Raw genomic sequence first — 16,635 nt, 5'->3', positions numbered from 1 at the left:
GAGCATGCACCAAGCCGCAGCCGTTACAAGTGTCTCCGCGTAGAAGATCTTTGAGGTACGAGCTATGTGGACGGCGACTACCGCAGTAAGGACTGGCACTCCAAACAGCGTCATCCAGAACGCCATGTAGAAGTGGCCGGAGTACGGGCCCAGGAAAAGCGGACGAAGATCCGGTCCATCTACCGATAAGCGCCCATAGGTCGACAAGGACAGGTAACTAAGGAAGAAGGCCCATACGAGCAGGTGTGCCAGATCAGCAGCCTTGCGTAGTACCTGCCCTGCCGAAAAACCTGACGTGCCCATAGATCGCCTCACCAGCCGATGTTATTCATTTTTGCCCAGTCAACCACTGGGGGAAAGGTCGGAACGGGCAACTCAGAAAGATATACCCTTTCAATCTCGGGATTGATCCTTCCACCAACGCTTATGAACTTACAAAACAGGAACATGCACTCCTTCACTGGCGATTCGACAAGTCCAGAAGTCCGTCCGGACATGAAAAACGCCGCTGATGCATCCAGAATCTGCATTTGCGTTTCCTCTTTTTTTGCACCAGACACCGTCTTCGCGAGCAGCGCTATATAGTCTGCGCTTTGAAGGGCTCCTTCTTTGGACGCAGTAGTTGCCGCACTGTAGATGGCGAGACTGTAATCCAAATACGCACCTTGGTGCGTGTAGGGGCTATCGGGATCTTCGATTCCGCTGTTGGCGACCGACTCGCGTCCATGGCCAATTTGCGGGTCGAAATGAGTACCATCTGCCTTAACGTGCGCGAAAGAGTCACCAAAAGCGTGCAATGCCCTCTGCGTCTTCGGGTCACGCAGGATTTTCTTCTTCATCTCGGGGTCGTCTTCATACTTCTTGATGTCAGACAGTACAGCAGTCACTTGGTCTTTCCAGTATTCCTGAGCTTCCCTGACTTTTGCTGGGTCCTGCTCACCGGTGAGCAGGTGATCGGCGATCTGCGGGGCGTTTGGATCCTTGCCATTAAGAATGTTGGGCTCGCTCAAGGCATTTCTGGAATCCGTATCTGGTGACCACGCAGCCAGGGCAATTGCTTTTGCATCGGTCTCTTTGAAGCCGGCCAAATAGAGGATGGTCGCCATCGTGGAGTAGTGCCCCACCTCGCCCCAATTGTTGTCGACGGCATTCTTTGCTGCATTGCTACCTAGTGCTGCGCTGAGCAGTCCGTCCCGGAACGACCCCAGCAGCGCGCCTCCCATGCCGGCGATGGAGCTTACCGTTTCCTGCTCGCTGGCCGTCAGGTTTTTGCCCTCTTTGCCAAAGAGGAACTTGGCGATGGAGGGTGCAGCTGCCTCGGCACCGCCGGCAGCCAACGCGCCAAGCAGGGCGTCGTCAGCGCCTGCCGAGGCCACCGCTGCGCCCAGCAGGGCATGCGCGAGCAGATGCGTGGCGCTTCCCTCTTCGCCACGCTTGCCGTTGTCCATCTCGTTCCTGGCCGCATTCTCCTTGAAATACTGGCCAATCTGGTACGAGATCACCGGTGCAAGAGTACCCGCCACGATCTGCCCCGTGCTGCCGGAGGACGCCGCGATGCCGCCCGTGATCGCACCTACCAGAACGCCAACCTTCTGCAGGCGTTCGATTTCACGGTCGGCCTCGACGGCCGTCGCTATGAGTTGAGCTTTCTGCTCTTGACTCATTGAATCGCGAAGCGCGGGGTCGGCGAGCTGTTTCTTGGCATCTTCCTTGCGCGCATTTTCCTCATCAATCGATGCATTGATGCCCGCACGAATACGCATACCCGCATCTACAACGGTGCCCGTAGCCTGCGCCATGGCGCGCTGCTCCTGCAGCATTTTTTGCAGGTCTGGCAACCCTTCAAGCGCTTGGTGCGCAGCACTGGCGTCTGTGTTCACCCCAAGGTCGGCGGCGTCGACCTTCCTGCCGCCGATGGTGATGTTGCCACCGGTCAAGGTTGCGTAGGTGGTGGAGCTGTCGTGCCCGCTGTCGGACATCGGAATGCCCGGGCTGAAGGACGTACTATTCGCCGCGCCGTACTCTCCGTTACGGATCGTGCTACCGATGTCCTTGAACTGTCCGGCCGCGCCCGGTGCAGGCACGGGGTCGCCATTGGCGTCGGTGGCTGCATTGCCAGTCGACCCAAAGCCACCGCTGATGCCCGCCGAGCTGGCCCGGTAGTCCATCTCGTTCTTGAGGTCGGTAAAGGTAAACGTCTCAGCGCTCAGTTCGCTATTGGCCGCGTTGGTACTGGCAATCGCACCGCCCACCAGGTTCACGTGGCCGGCGTCCACGTGATAACCACCATCGCCTGCGAACAAGCCTGATTGCTCACCCACACCCTTGTAGCTTCCATTGGCCTTGCCCACGCTGGCATACCCACTGGCGTCCCACGCGGTGCCGAACGAGACCTGCACCCGGCCGCCCACTTGGTTCTCCTTCGACATGCTTTCGGCGATGTCCTGCATGGATTGGATGGTCAGCGTGCCACCGGTCTTGACGTCGATCCGGTCAGCAGTGGCCGTGGCGCCACGCAGGGTGGTGTCACCGTCCGCCTTCAGCGAGATGTTGCTGCCGATCAGGGTGGTGTTCTGCCAGGTGCTGCTTTCGGCGCTGGACTTGCTGCTGCCTACGCTGGCCTCTGCATACACGTACACGCCGGTCTGCGCGCCCACCGACACGCCTACGCCGACTTCAGCGCCAGCATTGTTGCTTTTGCTCTTGTTCTGCAGGTTGGCCTGGCCGGCTTCCAGCAGAATGTCGCGCGCCGAGTCCAGCGACAGTGTGTTGCCAGCGCTGAGGTTGCCCTGCACCACATGGATATCGCCACTGGTGCTCGTCAGGTTGACGTTGCCGCCGCCCTGGATGGTGGAGCCGCGCGAGACGGTGCTGCTGCCGTCCGCGCTGCTGCTCGCGGACTTGAAACCGATGCCGGCTTCAGCACTGAGCAGCGACGCGCCGCCTCCCTTGGCCGCACTGGCGATCGCACTGCCCGCTTGATACGCATTGGCACCGGCCGCCATGCCCTGCATCGCCTGCAGGCGCCCGTCCGACTGCCGCGCCGAATCCACGTTGTTGATCAGGTCGATGAACGGCGACTTGATCCGCGCAAACACGCCGATCTTGAGGTCCTTGTCGCTCTGCGAGTTATAGCCGGTCTCGTTGGCAGTGAGCAACTCGATCTCCGCCGCTGTGATGTTGACATCCTGCGCGGCTACCACGTTGCTGGCGATCTGGGTGTACTTGCCGCCCGCGCCAAGGTTGACGTTGCCGCCCAGGCTGCCGATGGTGCTGGCCACCTGCGAGACCATGCCGCTGTCGTCGTCGTGCTGCTGGCGGTGCCAGCCGGCGAACTTCTCGGTGTCGGAGATCTGCACCGTGCCGATGGCCTTGCTGTCGGCGGTGTTGGCGTTGCTCACTGTGTCCTGGCCGCTCTGCACGGTGAGGTTGCCGGCGGCGCGGATGGTCACGTCCTTTTCGGCGGCGATGTTCGCGGCGGTGAGGGTGATGTCGCCTTCGGTGGTGGCCATGCGCACGCCACCGCCCACGGACAGCTGGGTGCCGGTGATGGTGTCGCTCTGGCCGCTGCCGTCACTGCGGGAGTTGTTGGTGCCGAACGGCAAGCCGCTGGTGTTGTTGGCGAAGCCCCAGCCCTTGCCGCTGCTCTGGCTGGTGCTGGATTCGGTGTTGTGGGCGACATCGAACACGATGTCCTTGGTGGCCAGCAGCAGGGCATCGCCCTCGGCCGCCATCTGCGCGCCCTGGCTGTAGATCGAGCCGCCGTTGGCGATCACGGTGAGGTCGCCGCCCGCGCTCAGCTGGGCGACGCGGGCGTCGCTGGTGGAGTGGGCCTGGTTGCCGCTGGAGCGTTGGCTGCCGCCGGTGACCACCACCGACGTGGTGGCCGCACGCACGCCGGAGGCGGTGCCTTCGGCGTTGCGGGTGATGTCGCCCATGATCGAGCCACTGTCGGCCATCCCGTCGGTGGTGGAATCGCGGGCGCTGCGGTAAGCCTTGGTGGGATCGTAGGTGACGCCCATAGAGAAGCCGCTGGACTTGCTGGACTGGCTGATCTGGCTGTCCACCGTGTCCTGGCGCGCCAGCAGGTTGATGTCCTTGCCGATCAGGGTCAGGTCCTGCCCAGCCGCCACGTCGGAGGCCGCGATCGTGAGCTGGTTACCGGCGTTGAGCTGCACATTGCCGTTCATCGAGCCCACCGCCGATCCCACCTGGGTGGTGGACTGGCTGGCGCTCTGGTTGTCCGACTTGGCGCTGCTGTACCCCACCGACGCCACGCCATTGCCGAAGCCGCCGGTGATGCCGGATTTCTTCTGACTGAAGCTGCTGGCCTCGCTGTAGGTGTCCTGCGCCGATTCGATGGTGATGTTGTTGGCCGCGGCGATGCGCAGGTCGTTGTCGGCCAGCACGGTGGAGCCGGTGATGGTCACATCGTTGCCGGCGATCATGTCCACCGTCTTGCCACCGATGGTGCTGCCCACCGCATAGCTGGCCGAGCTCTGGTCATGGGTAGTGGTGGTGGTGCTGGACAGCGTCTTCTTCTTGCGGGTGGTTTCGTCCACCACCAGATCGTGGGTTTCCTGCGCGGTGGTCAGCGCCAGGTTGCGCCCGGCCGAGAGCAGCACGCCGCCGTCGCTGCTGTCCACCGTGGTGGCCTGCAGGGTGAGGTCGCGGCCGGCCTGCAGGGCAACGCCTTCGCCACCGGTGAGCTGGTTGCCCAGCACCCAGCCATCGGCGGCACTGACCTCGCGCGAGCCGTTCTTGCTCTTGGCACCGCTGTCGAACGTGCGCGTGTCCACCACGGCAACGCTGTTGATGTCGCGCCCTGCCTGGGCCACGAGTGCGTTGGCGGCCGAGACGTTGGCGGCGGTCAGGTTCAGGTCGTTGCCGGCCTTGAGCACCACATCGCCGGCACCGCTGATGGTGGTGCCGATGTTGATCGACTGGCTCTGGCTGTTGAAGTTGCGGGCGTCATGGGTGAGCGAAACGCTGCTCTGCTCGGCCACCGAGGTGAGGCTGAGGTCGCCACCGGCCACGATGGCGGTCAGGCCGTCGGTCCCGGCGTTGGCCAGCTGCGCGGCCCGCAGCTCCACGTTACCGCCCGCATTGACGCTGAGCACGCCGGCGCCGTCCTTGTTGGTCACGTACAGCCCGGCCACGCGATCCAGCGTGGTGGTCTGCTGCACCAGCAGGTCGCCGTTGTCGCGCCACTCGCGCGTGGTCGAGGCGACGGTGATGTTGCCACCGGCCTTGAGCCCGAGTGCATCGGTGGCGGTGACCGTGCTGCCGATGATGTCGATGTCGTGGGTGGCCTGCAGGCCGACCTGCTGGCCGCTGATCTGCCCGCCGCTGACGTTGCGGATGTTGCCGGCATCGATGCTCACCAGCTGGCGCCCTGCGATGGCGCCGTTGTTGACCAGGTCGCCGCGCAGCTTGATGTCGATGTCGGCACCGGCCAGCAGCGCACCGTTGGTATCCAGATCGCCCGGCATCACCCGCAGGTACACCTGCGGCACCAGCGCGCGCACGGTGGTGCCGTCGGCCAGGGTGACGTCCTGCTCCACCAGCCAGACGATGTCGCTGGTGAGACGGGCCATCTGCTCGGCGGTCAGCGCCACACCCGGGCGCAGGCCCCACGCACTGGCGACGGTGGCACCGGCCTCCAGCAGTGCGCGGTACTGGTCTTCATCGCTGGCATGGCCATCGAGGAAGCGGCGGCCGGTGAGCTCGCCGATCTGTTCGCGCACCAGCTTCTGTTCGTAGAAACCGTCACCCAGGCGCTTCTGCGTCTGCGACGGCTCATAGCCGGCGCGCTGCAGCAGGTAGTCCGAGCTGAGCCAGCTGCGGTAGCTGGCAAAGCGCGGGTCGGTTTCCACCAGGTAGCTGCCGCGGTTGGCATCGACGTTGAACAGGCTGGCGCTGGGTGCACTGGCGTTGGGCGTGGTGGTGACCACCACGTGCGGGTCATTGCCGGCGGCGGCGACGGCCTGCTTGTTGGCCAGTGCGGCACTGCCACCGCTGCCGGCGTGGCCACCGGCCTGCACGGCCCCCGGGCCGGTGGCCGTGGCCTGTGCTGCCTGCCCGGCCACGATGTCCTGCACGGTGCCCGTGCCCGGGCCCGCCGAGCCGACCTGGCTTGGCCCCTGGGCGTTGGCGGCATCGGCCAGCTGGCCGCTGGTGCGGTCGGCACCCTGCAGGCCCTGGCCTGCCGCGCCCTGTGCGGCACCGGCCGCAGACGGTCCCTGGCCGTGCGCGCCATCAGCGATGTGGCCACCGGCGTGCCCCGGCCCCTGTACCGCACTGCCGGTTTGACCGTGTGCTGCGCCGGCCGCCGTCGGCCCCTGTGCGTTCACCGGGCCGGCGCCCTGGCCGCTGCTCTGCCCCGGTCCCTGCACCGCGCCTGCGCCCGCGCCGACCGAGCCTGCGCCCGGCCCACCGGTGTTGAGGTTGGCCATGCTGTCGCCATCGCGCACGTTCGGCGCGTCGCGGCCGGTGTTCTCGTTGCGCAGGTTGCCGACATCGATGCTCAACTTGCCGCCGGCGGTGATGCCCGCACCCAGCACGCCGATCTGCTCGGAGATCGGCGCGGCGCTCCACTGGCTGCGCGAGCCGCCATAGGTGATGGAGACATTGCTGAAGCTATGTGTGCGGAACAGCGTCTTGGCGGTGTTGATGATCGAGGATTCACCCACGTTCAACCCGACCACGGCCAGGTTGCCACCGGCGGCGATGCTGGCGTACTCGTTGCGCAATGCATCCGTGGCGATGCGCATGTGGCCACCGGCATTGATCACGGCATCGGCACCGGCCGACACCAGCACGTCTTCGGTGGTGGTACGGGTGGCGACGCGGGTTTTCTCATTGCCACTGGTGTTGCTGGTGTGGCGCTGCATGTTGATCAGCATCGCCTCCGGATTGTCGTAGTCCGGGTAGGTGATCAACCGCACGCAGGTGGTGGTGCAGGTGCCGTAGGCGTTGTTGTAGGCCAGGGTGTCCGAGTCGTAGCGGAACTGCCGGTTTCCCGGCGGCATCATCGAGAGATCGCGGAACGGATCTTCGGCCCCGGCGCCCAGCTGGTCCGGATTGTTGCGGCTGTCTGCACGGCCCACGTAGTAGATGACCACCGTGCCGTCCTGCGCGGGCAGTCGCGAGCGCTCGCCGCGCTCGCCGTCCAGGCCACCGCGTGCGAAGTAGTAGGCGCTGGTGTTGGCGGTCAGCCGGACCACCGCCCGGCGGATCTGCTGGCCGTCGGGCGTGATGTACGCGGTGTCTTCCAGGATGTCATCCGGATTGAGGTAATAGACCTCGTAGGGCTGGAAGTTGGAGGTGTCGCGCAGATTCCGGGCGGTGTTGTTGCCGTTCTTGAACCAGCCCGGCTGGTTGAGCGTGACCGGCCCATGCTGGATGGTCTGCTGCTGCACCACTACGTTTTCGCGGATGTTGTTCACCGCCAGCGCGGACATGTCCAGGTTGCCGGCGATCTCGATGGTGGAGCTGAGGTTGTCGATGCGCTGTGCGCTGCCCACGGCCGTCAGCCCGTTGAGCGCCCCGCCGATGGCCGCATCGCCATCGCTGAAGATGAGGCTTTGGCCGCGGTTGTTCAGGACGCCCACGCCGAGGTCCAGACGCTGGCGTGCGGCGATGGTGGCCGAGCGCTGGGCGCCGCCCACGTTTTCGGCCAGGTTGTTGAGGGTGCCGGCCTGGATGGCGATGTGGTCGCCGTAGATGCGGCCGGTGCCGATGTTGTTCAGCGTGCCGGCGTCGATATGGGTAATGCGGCCGTCCAACAGGCCGCGGTTGAGCAGCTCACCGCTGGCCACCAGCCGGGTCAGGCCGACGCTGCTGATCTCGCCGGAAGCGGCGTTGTGGATGTTGCCGGCGCTGATGTTCACCCCGGCGCCCTGCAGCTTGCCCAGGTTGTCCAGGTTGCCCTGGATGGCCAGGGTGAGCGTGCCGTTGGCGGCGAGCTCGCCGGTGTTGGTGTGGCTCTGGCCCAGCTCCAGGGTCATGTCGCCCTGCGAGAGCAGCTTGCCGTCACCGGTGATCTCACGCGTGCGCACGATCTGGTTGCTGCCGGCCACCAGTGAACCGCCGGCGTTGGCGATGCTGTCGGCGCGGATATCGGACGTCTCGGCGGCGGATATCTGGCCGCCGCTGTTGTTCAGCAGCCCGCCCACCTGCACCACCATGGTGTCGGCCAGGATCTGGCCCTGCTGGTTGTCCAGGCTGCCGGTGCCCAGCTGCAGGTGCTTGCCCTGCAGGCCCAGTGCCGGGCCAGTGGGCGCGCTCAGGGTGTATCGGTTATCGATGTTGCCCGCCTGCAGGGCGAGCGTGCCACCGGCGGCCACCAGGCCCCCGCGGTTGTCCAGCGCGCCGGGCAGGACGATGTCCGCATTGCGGCCCACCGTGATCTTGCCGCCGGCGTTGGCCACCGATTGCGCACGCAGGGTCAGGTCGCCTGCGCCCACCAGCGCGCCGCCGGCGGTGTTGTCGACGCTGCTGGCAGTGACGGTGATCGCGCCCTGGCCAAAGACCGAACCGGCACGGTTGTCGAACGCACCGCTGTGGATCTCCAGCGTACCGCTGCTGTTGATGCCGTTGCCGTTGGCATTCGTGTTGATCAGGGCCTGGCCGGCCGTGTCGATACGCAGGTTGCCGGCGGACTGCAGCAGCCCACCGCTGTTGTCCAGCTGGCCGGTGCGCAGCGCGGCGCCCCCGGTCAGGCTGGCCACGGTGCCTGCGCGGTTGTCCAGGGTGTAGCCGCGGGTATCCAGATCCACCGTGCCGGCGATGATCCGGCCGCTGTGGTTGTCGATGCCGCTGCTGGTCACGCGCAGATCGGTACCGGCCTGGATCAAGCCGTTGGTATTGCGTACCTGCGTGGCCGTGTCGAGCTGCAATGCGGCCCCGGCGGCCAGGGTGCCCGCTTCATTGTTCAGGGATTGCGTGGTGATGTGCGCGTTGCCACCCGACGACACCGTGCCCTGCGCGCTGTTGTCGAGCAGGCCATCGACGGTCACCGTCAAGCGGGAGCTGCCGTCGCTGTGCAGGGTGCCACCGCGGTTGTCCACGCCGGTGGCGGTGACCGTGGCATTGCCGGTGGTCAGGATGCGACCGCCGCGGTTCTCCAGTGCACCGCCGATGGCCAGCTGATTGCTCCCCGCCCCGGCCGCCTGCACGGTGCCCTGGTTGTTGAGCAGCTGCGCGGCGCGCAGATCCAGCGTGCCATTGCTGGCCAGGGTGCCGGCGGTGTTGTCCAGTCGGCCGCGCACGTTCAGCGCCAGCACGTCGGTGCCGGTGGCGGTGAGTGTGCCGCCTGCAGTGACCAGTTCCCCGGTCTCGATACGGATGCGCTGCGCGGCGGTAGTGCCATCGCGCAGGTCGGTGTTCTCGCCGATCAGCGCCAGGCTGCCATTGCTGAGCAGCTTGCCGCCCTGGCCGTTGAGGGTGTGAGCGTTGATCGCCAGCGTACCGGTGCCCGCCTGCTGCACGGTTCCACCGGCATTGCCGAGGGTGGCCGCGGTGATCTGCAGGTCGCCATTGCTGGCCAGCGTGCCGCCGTTGCCATTGTCCAGCACGCCACTGACGGTCAGGCTGCTGGCCTGCGCGCCCGTAGCCAGCACGGTGCCGCCCTGGTTGTTGAAGGACTCGGCCTGGACGGTCAGCTGGGTTGCGTTGAGGGTGGCACCGCGGTGGTCCACCGCACCGGCCTGCAGCGCCAGTGCGCCTGCACTGACGATGGTGCCCTTCGCACCATCGAGCTGGCCGACCGTCAGGCTCAGCGACTGGGTGCCGCCATGGCTGAGGGTACCTTCCTCATTGATCAGGCGAGCCGCATCGATCTGCAGCTGGCGGCCATTGCTGGCCACATCGCCGCGGGTGTTGTCGAACGTGCCGAGCACGTTGATGCGGGTATCACCGGTGCCGGCTGCGCTCAGCGTGCCGTCGATGTTGGAGAGCGCGCCGGCCGTGATCTGCTGGGCGCCATTGGCGGCGATGGTGCCGCCGTTGTTGGTCAGCGCCCTGTCCACCTGCAGGGTCATGGCCTGCGTGCCGGTGGAGGTGAGCGTGCCCTTGCTGGTGTCCAGGCTGCCGGCAGTCACCGTGACCTGGCGTGCGCCGGTGGTGGCGCCACTGAGATCGAGCGTATCGCCCTTCAGTTGCAGCGCACCGTTGCCGACGATGCGGCCACCCGCACCGTGCAGGTCGGTCACCTCGATGGCGAGCGTGCCTTCACCGGCGTGCTCGATGCTGCCGGTCTGGTTGTCCAGGGTGGCGGCGGTGAGGTGCGCGTCGCCGCCGCTGGCGATGACACCCTGGCCGCTGTTGTCCAGCCTCCCATCCACGCCGAGGGTCAACGCCCCGCCGGTCTGCAGGGTGCCGCCGTGGTTGTCCACGCTGGCCGCACCGATGACGGTCGCGCCGGTGGCGAGAATGCGCCCGCCGCGGTTCTCCAGCGCCTGGCCCACCTGCAGCTGGTTGCTGCCCGCGCCAGCCGCCTGCAGCGTGCCCTGGTTGTTGATGAGGGTGGCCGCGTGCAGCTCCACCGTGCCATTGCTGGCCAGGGTGCCGCCGGTGTTGTCCAGGCGGTTGCGCACGTTCAGCGCCAGCGGCCCCGTGCCGGTGGCGACAAGGTTGCCGCCGGCGGTGGTCAGGTCACCGGTGTCGATGCGGATCTGCTGCGCCGAGGTGGTGCCGTTGCGCAGGTCGGTGGTGTCGCCGCTGAGCGCCAGCGCACCATTGCTGACCAGCGTACCGCCCTGACCATTGAGGGTCGCGGCGGTGATGCTCAGCGTGCCGGTGCCGGCCTGCTGCACGGTGCCGCCGGCGTTGCCGAGGGTGGCCGCGGTGATCTGCAGGTCGCCGTTGCTGGCCAGGGTACCGTCGTCGCCGTTGTCCAGGGTGCCATCCACCCGCACCGTGTTGGCCTGGGTGCCGGTGGAGAGCACGGTGCCACCACGGTTGTCGAGTGCGGTCGCGACGATGTTCAGCTGGCCGGCGCTGAGGGTGGCGTCGCGGTGATCGATCGCGTCCGCACGCAGGGTCAGCGTGCCGGCGGTGGCGATGCTGCCTTTCTGGCCCTGCAGGCTGCCGGTCTGCAGGGTGAGGCCGTTCTGGCCGGCGTGGTGGATCCGGCCGGTGTCATTGACCAGGCTGCCGGTCTGCACCGTCAGGGCGCCGCCGTTGCTGGCCAGGGTGCCGAGGGTGTTGTCGAACTGGCCAGCGACTTCAATGCGGGTGTCTGCAGTTCCTGCCGAACTCAGCGTACCGGCAACGTTGGACAGCGTACCGGCGCTGATCTGCTGCGCGCCATTGGCAGCAATGGTGCCGCCATCGTTGCCCAGCGCATCGCGCACCTGCAGCACCATGGTCTGCTCACCGGTGCTGCTGAGCGTGCCACCGGCGTTGTCCAGGCTGCCGGCGGTCACCGTGACCTCGCGCGCGGCGGTGGTGCCCCCGCGGATATCCAGTGCGTCGCCCTGCAGGGTCAACGCGCCGTTGCTGATGATGCGGCCGCCAGCGCCCTGCAGTGTGCCGGTATCGATCTGCAGCTGGCCCTCGCCGGCCTGTTCGATGCTGCCGCTGCGGTTGTCCAGCGTGGCCGCGCGCAACTGTGCATCGCCGCCACTGGCGATCAGGCCGGTGTTGCTGTTGTCCAACAGGCCATCCACGCCCACGCTCAGGTCGGTGGCGCTGTGGACCGTGCCGCCCTGGTTGTCCAGGCTGGCCGCGGTGACGTTGAGATCACCGCTGGTGAGGATCTTGCCGCTGCGGTTCTGCAGCGCCTGGTCGATGCTCAGCTGGCTCGCGGCGGTCCCTGCGGCCTGCAGGTTGCCATCGTTGTTGAGCAGCGTGGCGGCGCGCAGATCCAGCGCACCATTGGTCGCCACGGTGCCGCCGGTGTTGTCCAGGCGGCCGCGGACCTGCAGCGCCAGTGCGTCGGTGCTGGTGGCCGTGAGCGTGCCGCCGGCGGTGGTGAGATCGCCGGTCTCGATGCGGATGCGCTGGGCCGAGGTGGTGCCAGCGCGCAGATCGGTGGTATCGCCCTGCACGTGCAGCGTGCCGTTGCTGAGCAGGGTGCCGCCGGCACCGTTGAGGATGGCGGCGTTGATCGCCAACAGACCACTACCGGCCTGCTGCACGGTACCGCCGGCATTGCCGAGCAGCGCTGCGTTGAGGGTCAGGTCGCCATTGCTGGCGATGAGGCCATCGTTACCATTGTCCAGGGCGCCGGCCACGTCGATGTGGTTGGCTTGGGTACCCGTGGCCACGAGTTGCCCGCCGCGATTGTCGAACGCCTGTGCCGCCAGCGCGATCTGCGTGGCCTGCAGGGTCGCGCCGCGGTGGTCCACCTCGCCCGCGGTGAGCGTGAGGGCGCCGGCGGTGACGATGTGGCCATCCTGGCCCAGCAACTGCCCGGTGCTCAGGGTCAGGCCCTGGGTGCCGGCATGGCTGAGGGTGCCGTCGATGTTGTGCAGGCTGCCCGTTGCCACTTCCAGTGCAGCGGCATTGCTGGCGATCACGCCCTTGCTGTTGTCCAGCTGACCCGCTACGTGGATCTGGCTGTTGCCGGTGCCGGCCGAACTCAGCGTGCCACCCCGGTTGGACAGCGCGCCGGCCTCGATGTGCTGGGCACCGTTGGCAGCGATCGTGCCGGTATCGTTGGTCAGCTGCTCGCGCACCTGCAGGCGCATGTCCGCTGTGCCGGTGGCGCTGAGCGTGCCACCGCTGTTGTCCAGGCTGCCGGCCTGCACGGTGATCTGCGTGGCACCCACCGCACCATCACGCAAGTCCAGCGTCTCGCCCTGCAGGTGCAGCGCATCGGCCGCGACCAGGGTGCCATCGGCATTGCGCAGCACCTCGGCCTCGATCCGCAGATCGCCATTGCCGGAGATCGCGCCGCCGGTGTTGTCCAGCAGCTGCGTCACGCGCACCTGCGAGGCGGCCTCGCCAGCGGCGATGAGCTTGCCGTGGTCATTGACGAAGCGGCCGGCGTTGATGTCCACGGCACCGTTGCTGCCGAGGGTGCCGCCACTGTTGTCCAGCAGGGCGCGTGCCTGCACCTGCAGTGCCTGGGTGCCCAGCGCGCTGAGCTGACCACCGGCGGTGATCAGGCGCTCGCTGTCGATGCGGATCTGCTGTGCCGAGGTGGTGCCATTGCGCAGATCCAGCGTGTCGCCCTGCAGGTCGAGCGCGCCGTTGCTGAGCAGCGTGCCGGCGTGGCCGTTGAGCGTGTCCACCTTGATGGCCAGCGTGCCGGTGCCGGCCTGCTGGATGGTGCCGCCGGCGTTGCCGAGGGTGCTGGCGCTGATGGATAGATCGCCATTGCTGGCCAGGGTGCCGCCATCGCCGTTGTCCAGCGTGTCGGTGACCTGCAGCGTGTTGGCGGCAGTGCCTGTGGCGATGATGCTGCCACCGCGGTTGTCCAGCGACTGCGCGGTGATGTCCAGCTGCTCGGCGGCCACGGACGCGCCGCGATGGTCGACAGCTCCGGCGCTGAGCTCGAGCGCGCCAGCCGTGCCGATGCGACCACGCTGACCGTCCAGCCGGCCGGTGGTGATGGACAGTCCGTTCTGACCGGCATGGCTGATCGTGCCATCGGCATTGACCATTGCACCTGCCTGCAGCTGCAATGCGCCTGCATTGCTGGCCACGGTGCCACCGGTGTTGTCCAGCATGCCGGCCACGATCAGGCGGGTATCGGCGGTGCCGGCCGAGTTCAACGCGCCGCCCCGGTTGGTCAGCGCGCCTGCCTCGATCTGCTGCGCGCCGTTGGCGGTGAGCGTGCCCCCGTCATTGACCAGGCTGCCGCTGATGCGCAGCTGCATGGCCTGCTCGCCGAGCGAGAGCAGGGTGCCGCCGGTGTTGTCCAGCGACCCGGCACGAATGTCGACCTCGCGGCCGCGGGTCGTGGCCTTGTGCAGGTCCACTGTCTGCGCCTGCAACTGCAGCAGGCCGTTGCTGGCGATGTTGCCTTCGCCGCCGCTCAGGCTGGCGGTGGTGATCTGCAGCGTGCCGTTGCCGGCATGATCGATGCTGCCGCCGCCATTGAGCAGACGCTCGGCATCGATGCGCAGGTCGCCATTGCTGGAAAGCGTGCCGCCCTGGTTGTGTAGGGCTTCGCTGGCGTGCAGCGTGGTCTGCCCGGTGCCGGCGGCGATCAGCTTGCCGCCGTTGTTGATCAAGGTGGTGCTGTCGATGGCCAGCGCGCCGTTGCTGCCCAGCGTGCCCCCGGTGTTGTCCAGGGTGCGGGCCACCTGCAGGTCCAGTACCTCGGTGCCGGCCGAGGTGAGCGTGCCACCGGCAGTGATCAGATCGCCGGTGGTGATCGCGATGCGCTGCGCGGAGGTGGTGCCATCGCGCAGGTTGGTGGTATCGCCCTGTACCACCAGGCTGCCATTACTGAGCACGGTGCCGCCCTGGCCCTGCAGGTTGACCGCATCGATATGCAGACTGCCGGTGCCGGCCTGCTGCACGGTGCCACCGGCATTGCCCAGCTGCGCTGCGGTGATCTGCAGGTCGCCGTTGCTGGCCAGGGTGCCGCCGTCGCCGTTGTCCAGCGTGCCCTGCACACTGAGCGCGCTGACCTGCTGCCCGGTGGACAGCACCCGCCCGCCGCGGTTGTCGAAGTCGCCGGCGGCAAGGCTCACCTGGTTGGCGATCAACTGCGCCTTGCGGTGGTCGGCACTGCCCAGCTGCAGGGCGATGTCGCCGGCGGTGGCGATGGTGCCCTGCACACCGTCCAGGCGATCAGCGCGCAGCTGCAGCCCGTTGCTGCCCGCATGGCTGAGGCTGCCGCGGGTGTTGATCAGATGGCCCAGGTCCAGGCCGAAGGTCGTGGCGTTGCTGGCCAGGCTGCCGTCGCTGTTGTCCAGCGTGCCGATGGACCAGGCGGTGGCCGCGCTGCCACCGTGCGCGAGGGTACCGCCGCGGTTGAACAGCGACTGTGCCTGCAGCTGGACGGTCTGCGCCAGCGCCATGTGGCCGCCGCTGTTGTCCAGCGTCTGCACCTGGGCCGAGGCCGCTCCCTGCACCTCCAGCCGGCCGCCGACATTGCGCAGCGCTTCGCCCTGCACCTGCAGGGTCTGTACCCCCAGCGTGCCGCGGCTGTTGTCCAGGCTGTTGCGGGCGCTCAGCTGCAGGATGCCGGTGGCATCGATGGCACCGCCGTCGTTGTCCAGCGAGGTGGCGATGTTGAGCGTGCCGGCCGCCAGCGGGGCGGTGGGCGTGGGCGGTGTGGTACCGCCGGTGCCGCCCTGGCCCGGCGTGGGCGTGCCGGTGCCGGGAGTGCCGCCGCTGCCCGGCTGTCCGGTAGTGCCGCCGGTGGTGCCGCCGCCGGTTTCCTGCCCCGGCGAGGTGCTGGCCACCGTGCCGATCCGGCCCTGCTCGTTGCTGATGTCCGCGCCGCTCAGTTGCAGCGTCTGGGCACCCACCTGTTCGATACTGCCACCGCGGTTGCGCAGCGCATCGGCGTTCACCTCGATGCGGCGGGCATTGAGCGTGCCGCCGCTGTTGTCCAGATCGGCGGGCGTGTCCACGCGCAGCTCGCGCTCGGCGCTGAGCGTGCCCGCATTGGCCACGCCGCCGGCGGCGGTGATCCGGGTGTCCTGCTGCGCGTGCAGCGCGCCGGTGTTCTCCAGCCGGCCATCGGCGGTGACCACCAGTTCGCCGGCCTGCGCACCGATCTTGCCGGCGTTGCTCATGCCGACGCCATGCTCGTTGCCGACCAGCCAGATGCGGTTGGCATACATGCCACCGAGCGCGCCGACGTCCAGCGCGAAGGCCGGTGTGCCACCGGCCGGAGCCTGTGCGGTCACGCTGCTGTGGTCGGCACTGACCACGTTGGTGCCCAGGCTGGCCTGCAGCTGGTTGGCCCAGATACCGGCGTTGACCTGCAGCGAGCGGGTGATGATGTCGGTGTAGTCGGTCAGGCTGGCATCCAGGCCCGCACCGGACACGCGGATCGCGCCGCCCTGGACACGGTAGCCATCCAGCGCGCCGTTGTTGAGGATGGGCGTGCCGGTGGTCAGGGTGACCCGGCTCGCGTTGAGGAAGCCGGCACCGTCGATCTGGATGCCGGCCGGGTTGGCGATGACCACCTGGGCACGGGCGCCGGCCACTTCGACATAGCCGTTGAGGTGGCTGGGGTTGCTGCCGTTGACCTCATTGAGGATGACCCGCGCGGTGCCGGTGGCCAGCCAGGGATTGCCCTGCACCCAGCCACCGATCTGCGTCTGCACGTCCGTGCGCGAATTGTTGAGGATGACGCCTTGGCGGCCGACATCGAGCTGTTGGTACTGGTTGCGCGAGACACCGGCCGCGCTGGGCGTGGTGATGTTGACCTGCGGTGTGCCGTTGGCCGAGGTGATCACGGTGGGCCGCTGCTGGGCCGGTGCGCCGGGGTCGGCGATGATGCGGCCGGCATCGGGCACCTGCTGCGCGGACAGCGGCTGTACCAGCCCTACCCAACCGAGCACCAGCCACAGCGCAAAGCTCATCGGCCGCAGCGTGGCCATCGTGTTGCCGCCGCGCGCATCGCAGCCCCCGCGGGGTGCGGTCACCAGTTCGGAGGCGACCTGCATGACACCCAGGGTACGGTTGAAAACCAGGCGATAGACTCGATTCACGGCGTTG

The 16,635-nt window shown here is 67.4% G+C and carries 1 protein-coding gene; it reads right to left on the bottom strand.

Annotated features, from left to right (window positions below):
- Nucleotides 1–311 precede the first annotated feature (311 nt).
- On the bottom strand, nucleotides 312–16,628 hold the full coding sequence (locus EDF74_RS15995) for a hemagglutinin repeat-containing protein (protein ID WP_148045965.1): 16,317 nt from the start codon (nucleotides 16,626–16,628) through the stop codon (nucleotides 312–314).
- Nucleotides 16,629–16,635: the final 7 nt, after the last annotated feature.

The organism is Stenotrophomonas rhizophila (assembly GCF_003751305.1).
GTDB classification, from domain to species: Bacteria; Pseudomonadota; Gammaproteobacteria; order Xanthomonadales; family Xanthomonadaceae; genus Stenotrophomonas; species Stenotrophomonas rhizophila_B.
The sequence above is the reverse complement of the archived record's forward strand: the minus strand, read 5'-3'. Positions and strand labels throughout refer to the sequence as shown.